Consider the following 17,167-nt stretch of genomic DNA (forward strand, 5'->3'; position numbering starts at 1 on the left):
CGGTCGAGTATATATCATCGGCGCGCGGAGAGCGATAACTTCTTACACCCTGAACCATCCCACCATGCCGTTCAACTCCGTGGCGAGTTGCGACAGCCCCCCCGACGAATGGCTTATGTCGGTGAAGGAACTCCTGAGCTCCCTGGCGATGGTGTGGATGCCGTCCATGTTTTTCGAGACCTCCTCGCTGGTCGACGACTGCTCCTCGGCGGCTACGGCGATCCTCTGCACCATGTCGGCCACCTGCTCGACGTAGTTCACGATCTCCCCGATGGCGACCAGGGTCTGCTGCACCTGCCCCTGCACCGTCACCACCGACTCCCGCTCTTCGTGCATGAAGGCGACGGAGTCCCTGACGCTGTTCTGCATGGTCTTGACGGTCTGCGATATCTCCTGGGTCGCCGTCGCGGTCCGTTCGGCGAGTTCGCGCACGTTGTCGGCCACCACCGCGAAGCCGCGCCCCTGTTCGCCGGCGCGCGCCGCCTCGATCGCCGCGTTGAGCGCAAGGAGGTTCGTCTGGTTCGCGATGTCGTTTATGAGGGTCACCACGTCGCTGATTTCCTCGGACTGTTTGCCGAGAGATTCCACCTTCTGGGCGGCCTCCTTCACCGATTCGGCGAACCGGTCGAGCTCCCGCGCCGTTGTCTGCATCGCCACCTTGCCCCGGTCGGCGATCCCCTTCATCTGCACCGCGGCGTCGGAGGTATCCGTCGAATTCTTCGCCACCTCCACCGTGGTCTGCGTCATCTCGGTCATGGCGGTGGCGGACTGGTCGATGCGCGTGCTCTGCTCTTCGGCGCCCCGCTCGAGGGCAACGGCCGTCGCGGAAAGTTCCTCGGAGCTGCTGGCGAGGCTTTGGGTCGCGTCCTTTATCTTCCCGACCATGCCGCGCAGGTTGTTCACCATCTCTCCCATGGCGAGCTGGACCTTGCCCACCTCGTCGCCGTTGTTGGTGTCGATGCGGACCGACAGGTCACCCTTGGCCACCGCCTGAGACACCCCGAGCAGTTGGGCGAGCGGCTGCGATATGGAGCGGTAGACCCAAACACCGAAGACGATCCCGAAGAGGATGGCCCCGAGGCTGATGGCGCCGATCAGCAGGGTCGAGAAGCGGACCATCCTGTTCACCGTCGTGATCGCCTTTTCCTGGTCCACCTGGGCCACGCTCACCGTCTTTTGCCCGCTTTCCGCCTGTTTCTGAACGATCTCGCGCAGCTTGCCCATGGCGGCCGTCGCCTTTACCTCCATGTCCAGGCGGTTGCGGATCTTCGAGAGCACCCCGTCCTTCACGAAGAGGAGTCCCTTCACCGTGCCGAGGGCCCCCTCCGCCTGGTGCAGCAGCGCGGTCTCGGTGCGCGCGTTCAGTTTTACGAGCGACCGGGAGAGCTGGGCGTCCACCTGTCCTATGCGGCTGAACAGCCCGTTCAATTCGCCTTCGATCGCGTCGACGTCCTTGGCGCTCGTCGCGGTGAAAAGGCGCGAGGCGAGGCCGTCCACCTTGAGGCCAAGGGAAAGGAGTTCCGAGTTGTTCGCCATCACCCCGGTGGCGACGGTGGAGTTACCGAAATAGGAGGCCTGCTTGCGTGTCTCCGAGCCGAGGGTATCGGTGGCCATGGCGGACTCCTGCTCGAGCACCAGGTTCACCGCATTCATCTTCTGGATAATCTCGGAGAAGAGCTGGTCCCGCGCCGAGGTATCGGTGACGCCGGGGTCGAGGGTCGCGCCTTGGGCCTTGCCGAACGGGACGATCCTGGCGTTCAGGTATTTGAGGTCGTTCGAGATGCCGCTGGAACTTTTGGCGGCTTCGTTTTGCAGGGCCTTGCTCATGGCGGTGTTGCACTTTGCCTGGGAGATGAGGACGCCTTTTCTGGTGGACGCCTTGCTGACTTCCAAAAGCCCGAGGTGGAAGTCCTTCATGGTAAGCTTCAGCGCCTCCACGCTGCGGGCGCGGTCCGAGACGTTCTTTGTTTCCGTCACCGATCTGCTGTAGGAACTGGAGCTCGTCGACTGTAGCCCCTTGATCTTGGCATCGAGCTCCTTGAGGCGGGTAGTTGCCTCAAGGAGCCGATCGTTTATCGCCTTGTTGGCCGTGGTGGCGTCCTCTTCTGCCTTCAATTTCCCAGAGGTAACCGTGAAGAGTTCCGTGGCTATGCCGGCCAAGGCCTCGTGAGCCTCCAGCTTCACGTCGCCGGAGAGGGCCTGCAGCGCCTCCTGCCCGGTCGCCACCTGTGCGAGCGTCTTCTCCGCCTCTGCCTTCGCGTTCTGGAACTCGCTGCGGTTTCTGGATGCGCTGACCTTGATGAGGTCAGCCGTTGCTTCCTGGATCTGGCGCTGGAACTCCACGGTTCTCATCTGGAACGGGGTGCTGCGCTGGGTGAGGTCCTTCAGTTTGCTATCGACGAAGCGCATGCCGACGATGCTGGCGATGGCGACCCCGGCGACGATCAGGATCACGATGATTACGTTGAGGGTAAGTTTGGTCTTGATGGTCATCATTCACTCCGTCCTTGCGCTGAAGTCCTCTCCCTGGTGCATCACCCTACTGCCTGATGTACTTCTGCCCCTCGCCGTTTATGAAGGCGATGAGCTTGCGGACCTTCGGGGTCGGTTCCCCCTTGGTGACCAGGATGACCGGGCGCGCCACGTCTGGGGTCTTCACCGTCTTGATGGTGGCGTCCACCATGGTGACCGGTCCGAAGGCTATGGCCTCGGGATTCGCGGCAACCTTCTCGCGCACGTCCTCGAAACGCCCCGCATCCACCACGTCCGCGGCGAACGGGGCGTCTGCCATGGCGAGCTTTTTGAAGGCGGCGTTGGTGGCGGGGTTGATCGAGGAAAGTACGATCAGCACTGGGGCGTCGTTGCCCCCTACCTCCTTCCAGTTGGTGATCTTGCCGGTGAAGATCCCCTTCAGTTGCTCCATGGAAAGGGCGGCGACCGGGTTGTCCTTGTGGGTGACCGTGTAGATCTTGCTTGCGCCGATCACGCTCGCGACGTACGCGGAGGGCTGGGGAACCTGGATGTTCTCCTTACCGGCTGTCTTCACTAGGTCTTCGTAGGCGAGCCCGGCTGCGGAAGCGTCCAGTTCGCCAGCCATCAACTGCTTCAAGGCGAGGGTTGCGCTGCTGAAGTTCAGGTTGATGGTGATGCCGGTGCTCTTCTCGAAGGCCTCCTTCACCGGCTTCAGATAGCCGTCGATCGGGGCGCCCCCTCCACCCACCTTGATTTCCTCGCCGAAGGCGGCTCCGCAAAAGACCATCGATGCTGCGACAGTGAGACTGATCAACCTTTTCTTCATCGCTTCCCTCCTTATGGTTTTGTATTGCAGGTGTGTGCTGCTCCTCGAGCCGCCGGATCTTGTCCGATGGCCTGACTTTGATGATCATGAGAGGGCGGCCGGCACGGAAGGCAACACGACTGCCGGTTTGGCTTTGTTCTCATAGCTGCTCCTCTCTCTGAATGATTTGGTGCGGTGTGTGAATGAGGCCGCCAGCGGGATGACTAAAAGCTATTCGTCATTGGTATAGTGAGACTTTAGAAATATTAATATCATCTGATAGCGTATACGGTGATGCGGCAAAGCGGGGAGGGTGACTTCTTTATTCAGACGCCTGAAACTGACAGCGCTGCAGCACTTTATCTCGACCTGCAGGCGTCAATCGTGTATCTGCGACATGGCTGAAAAAGCGGGCGATTGCTGCGTGCCTGGGTACGGGGACGAGTCGAGTTCCGCTTTTGATGCTGTCGATGCAGGCTCTGGTTGCATTTAAGTGTTTTTATGCAAGGATTCTAATGTTGTTGACGGATGCCCTTTAGGCCAGGAGGAGAGCCATGAGCCGTTCCATAATGAGCTGGATCTACCCGGCGGGATGTTTCTCCTTGCCGGAGATCAAGGAAAACCGCTGCCCTCTGTGCGGGAACTTCAGGGCCGACTGCACCTGTACCGATTGCCCGCATCCCGTTCTGATCGACGGCAAAGAGGGGATATGCGGCGTGCAGGGCTGTCTGGAACACCTGCTTGACCGGGAGCTGGTTACTCGTATCGAGATGCTGGAGGGGCAGCTTGCAGGACTCAGGGAGGAGGCGAAAAGAAGAGAACGTCCTACCCCCCCATGCCCGGTATGCGGCGAGGTGCAGGTGGTGGCCATCTACGACAACGGGCCGTGCTCCTGCCACGGACATTTCTACGCCGGCGAGAAGTACGGCTGGATCAGGAAGGAGAGTTACTGACGCGGTAGTGTTCCCCTTGCGCGAGGCCTGCCGAAAGCGCGGCAGGCCTCTTCTCCGCCTCCCCCCCCCCCCAGCACTCTGCACCCGCACCTGCACCTGGTCCACCGTCCACAAGGTCCACAAGGTCCACAAGGTCCACAAGGTCCACAAGGTCCATAAGGTCCACAAGGTCCACAAGGTCCATAAGGTCCACAAGCAGAGGCACGCCGCTGACGGGTAGCAGCGCGCCACGGCAGCGCGTTAGCAGTTGCACAGCGCGCCCCGCTGTTGTATCTATGCTCAATCCGACCCTAGGAGGAGACGATGGAGCCGCGCCAACTGCTTGAGAGGATGTTCCAAGCCGCCGTCCGTTCCGCTCTGCCGGAGCATTGCCTGAAGGCCCATCTCCCCGAGCTTCCCCGCGGGAGAGTTGTCGTGATCGGTGCCGGCAAGGCGTCCGCCGCCATGGCGCGCGCCTTCGAGGAGGCATGGCCCGGCGAGATCTCCGCCGGCCTCGTGGTCACGCGCTACGGCTACGAGGTCCCCTGTCTCCGCATCGAGATCGTGAGCGCCGCACACCCCGTTCCGGACGAGGCCGGCCGAGGCGCCGCAAGGCGCATGCTCGAACTGGTGGACCGCCTTACCCCCGACGACCTCGTCGTCTGCCTCATCTCCGGCGGCGGCTCCGCGCTCCTGCCGCTCCCCCTCCCGGGCGTGACCCTCGAGGAAAAACAGGAGTTGGGTCGCGCCCTGCTCGCCTGCGGCGCGAGCATCTCCGAGATCAACTGCGTCCGGCGTCATCTCTCCGCCGTCAAAGGGGGACGGCTTGCCGCCGCCTGTCATCCGGCGCGCGTCGTTACCCTTGCCATCTCCGACGTGCCGGGCGACGGCCCGACCGACATCGCCTCCGGCCCCACCGTTGCAGATCCGACCACCTGCGCCGATGCGCTTGCCGTCATCGACCGCTACGGCATCAAGCTGCCCGACCACCTGCTTCAATGCCTCGGCTCCGCGCGCGGCGAGTCGGTCAAGCCGGGGGACCCGCGCCTTGCGCGCGCGGAATTCCGGCTCGTCGCCACGCCGCAGGGCGCCTTGGAAGCAGCGGCGGAAACGGCGCGCCGGGAGGGGGTCGCCGCGTACATCCTGAGCGACAGGATAGAGGGGGAGGCGCGCGAGGTCGGCAAGGTCATGGCCGGGCTTGCCCTGCAGGTCGCGCGTCGCGCCGAACCTTTTCAAGCCCCCTGCGTGCTCCTCTCCGGAGGCGAAACGACGGTTACGGTGAAGGGTAAAGGGCGCGGCGGGCGCAACGTGGAGTTCCTGCTCGCCCTGGCGGTGGCACTTGATGGCGCGAAAGGGATCTATGCCCTCGCCGGTGACACCGATGGTGTGGACGGGCAGGAGGAGGTCGCGGGGGGATTCGTGACGCCGGAACTGCTTAAAAGGGCATGGAGTTTGGGGATCAACCCGAGGGCGCGCCTGGACGACAACGACGGACACGGTTTCTTCGAGGCTCTGGGGGAAAGTCTGGTCACCGGCCCCACCCTCACCAACGTGAACGACTTCAGGGCGATACTGGTGACCGGGTAGCAGGTCAGCGCTGCGGTTCGGTCATCATCTTTTTCATCACGAGAACGAGGAAGGCGACCGCGGCGATGAGGGCCATGTCCTCGAGGGAGTTCCATGGCTTGAAGGTGAGTGCGGAATGGCTGTAGTAGTCGGAGAAGTAGCGGGCAAGGCCGGACAACAGGGAAACGAGGACGGCGCCGCGCGCGCCGTTAAGCCAGGAGACCAGGGCGACCGGTCCGAGGTAGAAAAGAAGCAGCGAGTAGTCCCCCGTCACGTAATCGACGTAGCCAAGGACGATCACCAGCAGATACCCGCAGGTTACCAGCCCTTCCCAGCTGTAAGCGACTTTGCGCATCAGCCCCCCGTGTTGTCATTGCACTCCCGCCCGAGCGGGCTCAGGTTTACGGCACGGCATCAACTGAAAAAGCCGCCCGATGGTAATCCAAGGGGCGGCTTTAACGTTACAGGTTAAGACCTGATTACTTCGCAGCCGGAGCAGCTTCAGCGGCCGGAGCTTTCTCGTCTTTTTTCTCGGCTTTCTTTGCTTTCTTTGCTTTCTTAACAGCTTTCTTCTTGGCAACTTTCTTAGCCGGAGCTTTTTCTTCTTTCTTAGCTTCCGGAGCGGCCGGAGCAGCAGCCGGAGCAGCGTCAGCAGCGAAAACAACACCAGCGAAAGCAACAGCAACGAGAGCAGCGACTACGGAGGAAACGATCTTTTTCATTGTGGATCTCCTAAAGTTTGTTGTGGTTTGAACTTCTGTCTTCTCCCTTAGCATTCCCCGTGCCAAGTCTTGCAGCCGTGATGCAAGTTGCAGAAATTGCAACAATAGATCTCATCCAGAGCGAGAACGGGGAGCGCGCAGCGATGCCGGGAGCCTCGGGCGATACCTCAAATGAGGCATAGTATCTCGCAAATGAGTCAGTCGCTCCCTGCCACGGACTGTGCCGTGGCGGCAGCCCGGAGGGGACCGGCAGGGGACACGTTTGACTTGGGGCTGCAAGGTGCTATTCAATAAGACGTTTGTCAGTCAAAAGAACTCAAGGAGGGAACAGGATGAAACTCATAGCACACAAAAACGTTGTCTTAACCTTGCGCGTTGCAGCTTTTGCCCTCGTATTCGCCGGTGGCTATCTGTGCGGTTCGGTTACCGAGCACAGGGCCGACGCGCAGATGGGCGACCTCGGTTCGGAATTGCTGCAAAGAGCCGCCGGCAGCGGCGGCGTGATCGGCAGCGTCGCGCAACTGGGCACCACCATCTCCGACATGGAGAAGAACGTGAGCGGTCTGCAGAAGAACATCGACACCCTGAAAAAGGTGAAGGCGGCTTTGGGGGGCAAATAGGAGCGGCACGCCTGCCTGTTCGCCGGACGTATCAACATATGCAGGAAATCTCATTGACATGCTTTTCGACGTGAGATATGTTTTCGTTCGCAATACCAGAGAAGGATAGACGACAATACTAAACCATCCGCGAGGATGGGACGGAAAGCCTACAGGGTCTCACCGAGACAGCCGGGTCGCCGAAATATCACTTAAGATATCGAGGCCCCGGCTTTTTTGCGTTCATGGGGCGTGCGAAACGTATCAAGCTTGCAGCGTTAACATTCCGGTGACTGGCATGACGCCATGTACGGAGGGCTTATGTTTAACACGAAATGGACCCCAGATCTGGTGATCGGCATCGATGACGTCGACCAGTGTCACCAGTACATCGTCAGGATGATAAACGACGCGTACGACGGCTTCGTGGTCGGCATCAACCCTGAGAGTTACATCCTCGATGAGATCCTGGTCTGCATGTCACAGTGCTTCGACTACGAGCAGATGCTGATGATGGAGAACTGTTATCCAGATTTCCTCGCGCACCGGGACGAGCACGAGCTTTTCAGGCAGAGGATGATAGACGTGCACAGTCGCCGCAACAAAGAGGGGAACCTGACCATCGACCTGCTGGTCATCCTGGACCACTGGGTCAACCGTCATATAAGGGAGTGCGACGCGAAGCTCGGGGAGTATGTGGCGGAGTTCTCGGCGCCTGAAGGGATGTGCCGTACGGCGTGAAACGGGGAGAAGGGTGCTGCGGGCTGTGCTGCGTAGGCAAAAGAGGGGAGGCAAAAAAAGTAAAGGTATGTAAAAAAAATGTTGCAATCGATAAAGTCATCTGCTAAAAGGTGACCCGTCGTTACAAAACTTTAAGTAAAGTTCTCCGAACGGGCAAAACCAGAGTGATCTGGTGACGCAAAGCCACGGGTCCTGACATAAAGGATAGCCGGGTTGCCGAAGAGATGAGTTACCATCTTGGCATCCGGCTTATACCGACTCAAGGGGCGCTCTCATCTTTGGCAGATGTGAGCGCCCTTTTTTTATTTTGTGTTATGGCAGTTCCGGGAGGCATGCGATGAAAGAGATGACGATACGAACCCTCGATCCTGAGTGGAAGAAGAAGCTCACCGAGTGCATGAAGGAGATAGGCCTTCTCTCCGCGCCGCATCTGCAGGTCACGGTGAACATCGCTGATTACCGCGTCTGCGATGCGGTGAGAAACGAGCGGATGAAGTAACACCGGCCTTCGGGCCGCCATAAAATCGAAAAAGCGGTAAGTCTCATCCCTACGGGGCAAGTGAAACCCGCGTCAACAGCCGAAGCACGGCTGTGGCGCGGGTTTTTTTATTTTTTACGTGATGTGGTGCAATTTCTTCGTCGAGGGCTGAAGTGAGAAATCTTATCCGGATAAAGCTGACGGTATCGATGGTCGCAGGGCTGCTGCTTCGGACTTCCTCCCGTCTCCGCCTGACTCTAACCGCGCTCCTGCTCCTTGCCGCACTCGGCACGGGTTCGACCGCTTTCGCCGCGGGGATCTTCTGCTCCCAGTTCGGCGGCGTCGTCGACGGCAACAACCCGGCCACCCTGGCGGCGGTGCGCGGCGCTTCCACCTTCGGGATCGACACGAACTGCACCATCAAGAACTTCCCCGATTCCATCGGCGGCTTCCCCATCACCAATATAAACTTCAACTTCCCGCAGCATCAGTCCTACTACATCGCTTTCCTGGACGTCTTTTACTACGGCAACATGTCGTGCAACGACCCGACCCAGTCCGACTTCTGGATCTACTGGGCGCCGGGCGGGTACAACAACATAAGCCCCTCCTGCCAGGCCTTCATGGTGCCGGTGGACGCGGTCTCCAAGAAGAACCCGTTGGGGCAGACCACCGCAGCGGTCGGCGCCCCCTTCACCTACACCATCAGCGTGCCGCTCCTCGGGAAACTCGACGCCTCCGGCACCTTCCAGTACATCTCCAACGCCGACGACGCGACGGTCACCAACGTGGTCATCCCGGACGATCTCACCGCGACCGGGGCGGCACTCAGCTACGTGACCAACACCGCATACCTGGTGAACCCGTCGACCGGCGCAAGAACCCTGCTGAACGGCGGCGCCCCCCTTGTGCCGGGTGCCAGCGCCTCCTGGCTTTCCAGCCACCCCGGCATCCTCTCCGACGGCAGAAAGCACCTGGTCTTCTCCTACGAGAACAACGCGGCACTCGCGTCGCTTCCGGCGGGTTACAACCTGGAGATCCAGGTCACCGTCGTCCTCGACAACGCCCCCGCGAACGCGAACCTCGCCGGGACCCAGTTCTCCAACACGGCGAAGATGTGGTTCGACAAGCCGATCAACACGACGAGCATGGTCGACCTCCAGGCCTGGCCCGGCACCACCCCGCCGATGACCGTGGTGGAGCCGGAACTCACCCTCGTGAAAACCGGCTCGGCCGCAACGGTGAACGTCGACTCGCAGGTGCAATACACCCTGAACGTGCAGAACACCGGCGGGGGGGATGCCTGGAACGCGACCATCACCGACCGCATCCCGGCGGGCATGGCGGGGGTGTCCCCAGTGGGAACTCTCTCCGCCCGGATATACGCCTCCGACGGGATCACCCCGGTTACCGCACCGCTTGTGAGCGGCACCGACTACACATTCACCTGGAGCGGCGGAAGCGGCAACCCGGGGCTTTTGACCCTGACCCTGCTCGACACGGTGAAGATCGCCCCCACCCAGCGACTCATCGTGAACTACCAGGCCCAGGTCGACTCCACCGGCGTCGCCTCGGGGGCTACCTTCACCAACATCGCCGGCGCGACCAGGTGGTACAGCGCGGGGAGCAGCTTCGCCGGGCGCCGCGAGTACGACCGCGCCATCACCGACGGCACCCCGGGTACCATCGATTTCCAGGACGCCTACACGGTGACCGCGGCGCTTGCCGGCTACTACTTCCAGAAGACGGTCCGCGACGCAACCACCGGGACCAACCCGGCCGCCGCCGCCTTCCCGGGCGATCGGCTGCACTATACGCTTCTTCTGCAGAACTTCACCTGGCCCCCGCTCTCCAACGTGAGCATAAGTGACGTCCTCCCCGTCGGGCTCGGTTCCATCGCCAACGTGACCGTCACCCCGGCCGGAGGGAGCACCAGGGTCCTCCAGCCCTCGGGCACCTCCCAGGGTGCGATCACCGTGACCGGGCTCACCCTCCCCGGCGGGGCCACCGCCAACGCTCAGCTCATGATCGAGTTCGACGCCACCGTGGACGCGACACTTCAAAACGGCGCCGTCCTTTCCAACCAGGCGAGCGTCACCGGCATCGACAACACCACCGTCCCGGCGACCAGATGGGCGGGGGTGTCCGACGACCCCTACGTGAACGGCACCGTGCTCCTCGGTTCCGGGGGGGACCCGACCCGGGTGACGGTCCAGGCGCCGGGGGCGCTCTCCAAGGCGAACCCCGCCCAGGCAACTGCCACCATCGGCCAGCAGTTCAGCTACCTCGTGAAGGTCCCTGCCGTCCCGGCCGAGGTGCCGCTTTACGACGTGAGGATCTTGGACAACCTGGGACTCTCCGCCGCCGGGATGAGCTTCGTGAACGCCGAGGTGATCTCGGGAGGGGCGTGGAACCTCACCAACACGGGAACGGCCGGCAACGTCATCCTCCAGGACTTGGCCACCGGGGTGGACATACCGGCAGGGGGACAGGTGGTGGTCCAGGTGACGGTCGCGCTGCAAAACGCCGCCGCCAACAAAAACGGGCTCGGCTTCGCGAACACCGCGTCTTACACCTACAACAAGATTAACGGCGACAGCCTGAGCCAGGCGGCGGGAGGGGCCGCGACCACGGCCGCCATGACCGTCGTCGAACCACATCTCACCGCGACCAAGGCGGCGACCTACGCCTCCCCGGCCGGGAAGGACGCCTCGGCGCCCGCGGTGCCGGGCGACGTGGTGCGCTACACGGTCACCGTCAAGAACGACGGCACCTCTAGGGCCTACGACGCCGACGTGATGGACTTCCTCCCCGCGAACCTCTCTCTCGTCCCCGGCTCCGCCTCGGCCCAGATCGACGGCGCCACCGTGAGCGGCTTCGTCACCACGCCAGCGGCCCGCGCCGGTGGAGAGGTGGTATGGGGTGCGCAAAACGGCGACGCGAGCCTCGACATCCCCGCCGGCGGCACCCTGGTAATAAGCTACCTGGCCACCGTGCTCGCGACCGACGGCGCCCCCATCGTGAACCGCGTCTACGCCGACTGGACCTCTCTCTCCGGCGCCGTCGCGGCAGAGCGCACCGGCGCCGGGTGCCCGAACGTCACCGCGCCCAACAACTACTGCACCGGCCCGGTCACCACAGAGCTCGCCTCGTTCGACCCCACCACCCTCGTAAAGAGCGTCGTTTCCGACTCCTGGAGCGGTGCGGGTGCGAGCGCCACCGACGCGACCCTGCGCGTGGGGGACACCGTGGTCTACAACCTCGCGCTTAACCTGCGCGAGGGGGTGACCGGAAACGTGGTGCTCACCGACCTGCTCCCGCCGGGGCTCGCCTTCGACTCGCTGGTGAGCGTGGCCCCCGCCTCGGGGGGGAACTTCAGCTATACGCTCGTCTCCCAGCCCGCGCCTGGTACCACCGGCAGCGTCACCTGGAACCTGGGTAACGTGACCAACCTCGCCGACAACAACCAGGCCAACAACACCCTGACCATCCAGTACCGTGCGCGCGTCCTGAAGAACACGCTGGCGCAGTCCCCGACGGCGCAGCAGCTCGTGAACGGAGCGACCCTCTCCTACGCGATCAACGGCGTTGCCGCGACGCCGAGGAAATCGGAGGCGACCCTTAACCTCTGGCAACCGCTTTTGAGCGTCTCCAAGAGCGCCGCGACGGCAAGCGGCGGCACGGTGATCGCCGCCGGAGAAAACGTCACCTATACGGTCAAGCTGGTGAACGCCGGCACCGCCCCGGCCTACAACGCGGTGCTTGCCGACACGCTCCCCTTAGGTCTGCGCCAGGGGGGTGTCAGCACGACTTCGGTGACCCTTGTCGACAGCGCCACGGGTGCGGTGAGCGCTACGCTCCCGATCCTCCCCCCGAGCTACAACCAGGCCACCGGCGTCGCGACCTGGAACTTCGACGTCGCGGGCTCCGCCTCGCTCTACGCCATCCCGGCCGGCAAGACGCTGCAGGTGGTCTACACCCTGAAGGCTGACGCGGGGCTTGGCGCCGGGGTGACCCTCAACAACCAGGCGCAGGTCACCACCTACTATTCCTTCGACAGCCAGGACGTCCCCGCGGGAAGCGTTCTCGACCAGCGCCAGCCCTACCAGGCCACCCCCCCGGCCACGGTGCAGCTCACCACGGCGGCGGCGACCGCCCTCGGCAAGAGCGCACTCGTCGACAAGGCGGCCATCGGCCAGCCCTTCACCTACCGGATCACCGTCCCCGCCGTGCCGCAGTCGACCGCCATGTACGACGTGCGCGTCCTGGACGAGCTCGGTTCCGCGGCGACCGGCGTCGATCTCCGCTTCGTCAGCGCGCAGCGGGTCTCCGGCCCCGCCTTCACCCCGGTGAATACGGGGAGCGCCACGAGCCTCGTCATCGAGGATGCCGCCGCAGGCATCGACATCCCTGCCGGTCAGCAGGCGGTCCTCGACGTCACCGTCGTGCTCACCAACGCGGCGATGAACGCGCCGGGCAAACAGTTCCAGAATACGGCGAGCTACACCTACAACGGTGTGAACGCCACCCCGGCGACCAGGGCCAACGGCGCTCCGGGTGCCAGCGGCGCGGTGACCATCGTCGCCCCCGCACTCACGCTGCAAAAGAGCGGGGGCGCCACCATCAACGCGCTCGCCCCGGGTAATTTCACCCTGGATATAAAGAATATGGGGGGGAGCACGGCCTGGCAGACCGTCATCTCCGACGTCCTCCCCAACGTGACCACCCCGGCACCGGGGAGCATGTGCGGCTCGGCCCCCACGAACGTGACGGCGCGCATCTACCAGGCGGACGGGGTCACCCCGGTCTCGGGGACGCTTGTGAACGGCACCGACTTCACGGTGAGCTTCGCGCCCGCGCCCGCCTGCACCATGACCGTCACCATGAAGTCGGCCCAGGCGGCGCTCGCGCCGAACCAGCGCCTGATCGTCACCTATGCCGCCGCACTCGACCCGTACACCGCGGGTGGCATCACCCTCACCAACGTCGCGGGAGCCGCGAGCTGGCTGAGCGCCGACCCCGCGGTCACCGCACCGGGGAACATCCAGACCTTGACCGGAGCGCTCACCAACGGCACTCCCGGGGTCGTCGACACCCAGGATGCCTTCACCGTGACCACCCAGGCGCCGCTTTTAACCTTCGCGAAGACGGTGGCGAACGCGACCACCGGCGGGACGGGCGCCACCGCGAAGCCGGGCGACATCCTTAAATACACGCTGACCGTGAAGAACGTAGGTGCCTTGGGATCGGCGAACTTCACCCTGACCGACGAGCTCGACAGGCTGAACCAGAGCGCCATGTTCGCGCCGGGGAGCCTGAAGCTCCTCACCGTCCCGGCCGGTGCGACGACCTCCGCGACCTCGGCGACCGGCGGCCTCAAGGGAACCGGCGTCGTGAGCATCGGCAACCTGAACATAGCACCGCAGGGGGAGGCGGGAGACACGGTGGTGGTTGAGTTCCAGGCGACCCTCGCACCGGTCCTCGACAACGGCTCGCTCGTTGCGAACCAGGCGCAGATCGCCTCGCCGCTTCTTCCTGTCCAACTAAGCGACGACCCGTCCCTTTCCGGCAGCACCGATCCGACCCGGACCGTGATCGCCTCCGCCCCCTCCTTCACCTTCCAGAAGACGGTGCGGGACGTAACCTCCGGGACCGGCATCGTGAAGGCGGGTGACACGCTCAGCTACACCCTCACCCTGAAAAACGACGGCACCGAGAACGCGACAGGGGTGACGCTGCGCGACCAGGTCCCGGCGAACACCACCTATCTCCCGAACTCCACCACGTTGAACGGCAAGCCGGTCGCCGATCCCGCCGCCGGGGTGAGCCCGCTGCAGGGGGGGATCGCTGTTAACTCCCCGGCGAACCTCACCCCGGGTACGATGCCCGCGGCAGCCGGAACCGCGACCAACGTCGCCACCGTCACCTTCCAGGTGCAGGTGAACAAGAGCGTCGTCGCGGGAACCCTCATTTCGAACCAGGGCGTGGTGGACGGAACCGGCGCCGCGAGCGGTGCCTTCCCCGAGGAGGTCTCCGACGACCCGGCGACCCCGGCCGCGGACGACCCGACCACCGTGGTGGTGGGGAGCCTGCCGCTCATCTACGCGCTGAAGACGGTGCGGCTTGCAACGGACGGCAACGGCAACGGCCTCGTCGATCCGGGTGACGAGCTGCAGTACACCATCACCATGACCAACTCCGGCGGCGTCGACGCGACCGGTGTGGTCTTAACCGATGCGATCCCCGCCAACACGAGTTACGTTGCGGGTTCCACGCGGCTGAACGGTCAGGCTATGGCGGATCCCCCCGCCGGCCGTTCACCGCTTACCGACGGCGTCGGTGTCTACTCCGCGGGGCTCTCCGTGTCCTCCTCCCCCGGTGGCACCCTCGCGGCTGGAGGCACCGGCGTCGTCACCTTCAAAGTCCTGGTCGATCCCGGCGTCGCATCCGGGACCGTGATCAGCAACCAGGGAAATGTCGCCTCGGCGCAGCTCCCCGCGGTGAAGACGGACGCCGACGGCAATCCGAGCAACGGCTACCAGCCGACCGTGATCGTGGTGGGGAACGCGCAGCGGCTTACGCTCACCAAGTCGGTCGCGGTGGTGGGTGGTGGCGCCGCCCTTGCCGGAAGCGTCCTCGAGTACACCATCCGCGCCGCGAACGTCGGGCTCGTCCCGGCGACCGCCGTGGTCTTGAGTGACGACCTGACGCAGCTCTCCGGGAAAGGAAGCTACGTGGCGGGGAGTGCGCTCATGAACGGCTCCGCCAACGGGGTGAGCTACACCGCTCCGGTCCTCCTCGCCGACTACGGTACCGCCTACGGGGCGCTCGCTCCCGGCGCCGCCGTCGTGCTCCGCTTCCAGGTGAAACTGAACGCGACCGTCCCAAGCGGAAGCGTCGTCGCCAACACCGCCCAGGCCTCCTGGGACACCCCGTCCCAACTGGCCAACGCGGGGACCTCGGTCACCGTCGGCGGGACGCCGGGAAGCGCCACCCTCGCCGGCACGGTCTGGCAGGACGCAAACCACGACAAGACGATGAACGGCGGCGAGACCCCGGCTGCCGGCTGGTCCGTCGACCTCTACCAGGACGGCCGCGTGGTCGGGACGGTGCAAAGCGCCGCCGACGGCTCCTACCGCTTCAGCGGCGTCGCCCCCAACCCGGGAGGGGTCCCCGCCTACGAGCTCCGCTTCACCGCGCCCGGTGCCACCGCTTCCACGGCGATGCTCGGCTGGTGCAACTCCCCCTTCACGAACGCGATGCAGCGCATCTCGGCCATCGTGGCGGACGGCGGGACGCTCCTCGGGGGGCTCGACCTCCCGCTCACCCCCAACGGCGTGGTCTACAACTCCGTCGTGCGCACACCTGTGCCGGGCGCGACGCTCGTCATGGTGGAGGCGAAGGGGATGACCCCCGTCTCGAGCGCCTGCTTCAACGATCCCGCCCAGCAGGGGCAGGTCACCCCGGCGGGGGGCTTCTACAAGTTCGACTTGAACTTCTCCGATCCCTCCTGCCCCTCCGGCGGTGAATACCTGATCCGGGTGACCCCGCCCGCCTCGGGGTACATGACCGGCGAGTCGAGGCTCGTTCCTCCCGCCTCTGGCGAGACCACGGCAACCTTCTCGGTCCCCGCCTGCCCGGGAAGCGGCCTGGACGCCGTCCCAACTCCCCCGGGGTACTGCGAGGCGCAGTCCTCCGAGCTGGCGCCTGGTGTCTCGGTGCTTGCGGGTCCGGCGACCGCCTACTACCTGCGCCTCACCCTGGACAACCAGCAGCCGGGCTACGGCCAGATCTACAACAACCACATCGCCGTCGACCCGACCCTCGACACCGCCATCACCATCAAGAAGAGCGTGTCGGTGACCAACGTGACGCGCGGCCAGCTGGTCCCCTACACCATCACCCTGAGCAACACGCTCGGCGCGGCACTCAGGGGACTGACCGTGGTGGACACCTTCCCGCTCGGCTTCAAATACGTCGCCGGATCGGCACGCATGGACGGCGTGAAGGCGGAGCCCGCGCTCAACGCGCGGCAGATGGTCTGGAACGTGGGCGAGCTCGCGACGAAAACAAGCCACAGCATCACCTTCCTCATGATCGTCGGCTCCGGCGTCTCGGAAGGGGAGTACGTGAACCGGGCCCAGGTGCTCAGCACGGTCACCGACAGCGTCGCCTCGCTGGTGGATTCCGCCACGGTGCGCGTCGTCCCGGATGCCGACCTCGACTGCACCGACGTCATCGGCAAGGTCTTCGACGACGGTAACGGCAACGGCTACCAGGACGAGGGGGAGAAGGGGCTTGCCGGCGTGCGCATCGTTACCGCTCGAGGGCTCATCGCCGGCACTGACCAGTTCGGGCGCTTCCACATCACCTGCGCCGTCGTCCCGGACGAGGAGCGCGGCAGCAACTTCATCCTGAAACTCGACGAGCGCACCCTCCCCACCGGCTACCGGGTCACCACGGAGAACCCGCAGGTGGAGCGCGCCACCCGCGGCAAGATGCTCCGCTTCAACTTCGGCGCCGCCATCCACCGCGTCATCTCCATGGACGTTGCCGACGGCGCCTTCGAGCCGGGCAAGACCGAACTGCGCCGCCAGTGGCGGCCGCGCATAGAGCTTCTCATGAAGGAACTGGAGAAGTCTCCGGCCGTCCTGCGCCTCTCCTACCTGGCTGAGATCGAGAAGGATTCGCTGGTGCAGGGCCGCCTGAAGGCGCTCAAGAAGGAGATCACGGAACGCTGGGGCGACGGCTATCCCCTCACCGTGGAAACCGAGGTCTTCTGGCGCCGGGGGGCACCGCCGTGATGCCTGCCGACTGGAAGAGAAGAGAACAAGGCAACCCGACCCTTTGGA

10 protein-coding genes and 2 riboswitches are annotated in these 17,167 nt (G+C 64.0%); of the genes, 6 read left to right on the forward strand and 4 right to left on the reverse strand.

What is annotated here, in order from left to right; genetic code table 11:
* Window positions 1-42: 42 nt before the first annotated feature.
* Entirely contained in the window at window positions 43-2,493 is a 2,451-nt protein-coding gene (locus E8L22_RS07720; RefSeq protein ID WP_136524595.1) for a methyl-accepting chemotaxis protein, read from the reverse strand.
* 46 nt (window positions 2,494-2,539) lie between these two features.
* Entirely contained in the window at window positions 2,540-3,298 is a 759-nt protein-coding gene (locus tag E8L22_RS07725; RefSeq protein ID WP_136524596.1) for a substrate-binding domain-containing protein, read from the reverse strand.
* A gap of 533 nt (window positions 3,299-3,831) precedes the next feature.
* Between E8L22_RS07725 and E8L22_RS07730 the strand changes: the two genes are divergently transcribed.
* Both E8L22_RS07730 and E8L22_RS07735 read left to right on the forward strand, forming a co-directional pair.
* On the forward strand, window positions 3,832-4,230 hold the full coding sequence (locus tag E8L22_RS07730) for a hypothetical protein (RefSeq protein ID WP_136524597.1): 399 nt from the start codon (window positions 3,832-3,834) through the stop codon (window positions 4,228-4,230).
* 303 nt (window positions 4,231-4,533) lie between these two features.
* A complete protein-coding gene (locus E8L22_RS07735) occupies window positions 4,534-5,796 on the forward strand; it encodes a glycerate kinase type-2 family protein (protein WP_136524598.1) in 1,263 nt (420 codons plus the stop codon).
* 4 nt (window positions 5,797-5,800) lie between these two features.
* Here the strand turns inward: E8L22_RS07735 and E8L22_RS07740 are convergent, their stop codons facing one another.
* On the reverse strand, window positions 5,801-6,130 hold the full coding sequence (locus E8L22_RS07740; RefSeq protein ID WP_136524599.1) for a hypothetical protein: 330 nt from the start codon (window positions 6,128-6,130) through the stop codon (window positions 5,801-5,803).
* 124 nt (window positions 6,131-6,254) lie between these two features.
* Entirely contained in the window at window positions 6,255-6,497 is a 243-nt protein-coding gene (locus E8L22_RS07745) for a hypothetical protein (RefSeq protein ID WP_136524600.1), read from the reverse strand.
* A 332-nt stretch (window positions 6,498-6,829) separates the two neighbouring features.
* On the opposite strand from E8L22_RS07745, the gene E8L22_RS07750 reads away from it, so the two are divergent.
* The 4 genes from E8L22_RS07750 to E8L22_RS07760 all read left to right on the forward strand — a co-directional run bounded on the left by E8L22_RS07750 (window position 6,830) and on the right by E8L22_RS07760 (window position 17,119).
* The gene (locus E8L22_RS07750) at window positions 6,830-7,117 is read left to right on the forward strand and encodes a hypothetical protein (RefSeq protein WP_136524601.1); all 288 of its coding nucleotides are present in this window, start codon (window positions 6,830-6,832) and stop codon (window positions 7,115-7,117) included.
* 107 nt (window positions 7,118-7,224) lie between these two features.
* Window positions 7,225-7,301, forward strand: a riboswitch (cyclic di-GMP riboswitch).
* Between the two features lie 116 nt (window positions 7,302-7,417).
* Window positions 7,418-7,837 (forward strand): bacteriohemerythrin, encoded by a 420-nt coding sequence (locus E8L22_RS07755; protein WP_162604793.1) that lies wholly within the window; start codon window positions 7,418-7,420, stop codon window positions 7,835-7,837.
* 142 nt (window positions 7,838-7,979) lie between these two features.
* A riboswitch (cyclic di-GMP riboswitch) is annotated at window positions 7,980-8,058 on the forward strand.
* Between the two features lie 116 nt (window positions 8,059-8,174).
* Window positions 8,175-8,336, forward strand: coding sequence for a hypothetical protein (locus tag E8L22_RS21500; RefSeq protein ID WP_198419389.1), 162 nt, complete (start codon window positions 8,175-8,177; stop codon window positions 8,334-8,336).
* Between the two features lie 152 nt (window positions 8,337-8,488).
* Window positions 8,489-17,119, forward strand: a complete 8,631-nt coding sequence (locus E8L22_RS07760) for an SdrD B-like domain-containing protein (RefSeq protein ID WP_136524603.1) — start codon at window positions 8,489-8,491, stop codon at window positions 17,117-17,119.
* Window positions 17,120-17,167: the final 48 nt, after the last annotated feature.

Origin of the sequence: Geomonas ferrireducens (assembly GCF_004917065.1) — a bacterium.
In the GTDB taxonomy this organism is placed as follows: domain Bacteria; phylum Desulfobacterota; class Desulfuromonadia; order Geobacterales; family Geobacteraceae; genus Geomonas; species Geomonas ferrireducens.

Excerpts from the sequence above, each read along its gene's own strand:
- E8L22_RS07755 (WP_162604793.1), top strand. The coding sequence starts at position 7,418 with ATGTTTAACACGAAATGGACCCCAGATCTGGTGATCGGCATCGATGAC.
- E8L22_RS07740 (WP_136524599.1), bottom strand. The coding sequence starts at position 6,130 with ATGCGCAAAGTCGCTTACAGCTGGGAAGGGCTGGTAACCTGCGGGTAT.
- E8L22_RS07735 (WP_136524598.1), top strand. The coding sequence starts at position 4,534 with ATGGAGCCGCGCCAACTGCTTGAGAGGATGTTCCAAGCCGCCGTCCGT.
- E8L22_RS07720 (WP_136524595.1), bottom strand. The coding sequence starts at position 2,493 with ATGACCATCAAGACCAAACTTACCCTCAACGTAATCATCGTGATCCTG.
- E8L22_RS07725 (WP_136524596.1), bottom strand. The coding sequence starts at position 3,298 with ATGAAGAAAAGGTTGATCAGTCTCACTGTCGCAGCATCGATGGTCTTT.
- E8L22_RS07745 (WP_136524600.1), bottom strand. The coding sequence starts at position 6,497 with ATGAAAAAGATCGTTTCCTCCGTAGTCGCTGCTCTCGTTGCTGTTGCT.
- E8L22_RS07730 (WP_136524597.1), top strand. The coding sequence starts at position 3,832 with ATGAGCCGTTCCATAATGAGCTGGATCTACCCGGCGGGATGTTTCTCC.
- E8L22_RS07750 (WP_136524601.1), top strand. The coding sequence starts at position 6,830 with ATGAAACTCATAGCACACAAAAACGTTGTCTTAACCTTGCGCGTTGCA.
- E8L22_RS21500 (WP_198419389.1), top strand. The coding sequence starts at position 8,175 with ATGAAAGAGATGACGATACGAACCCTCGATCCTGAGTGGAAGAAGAAG.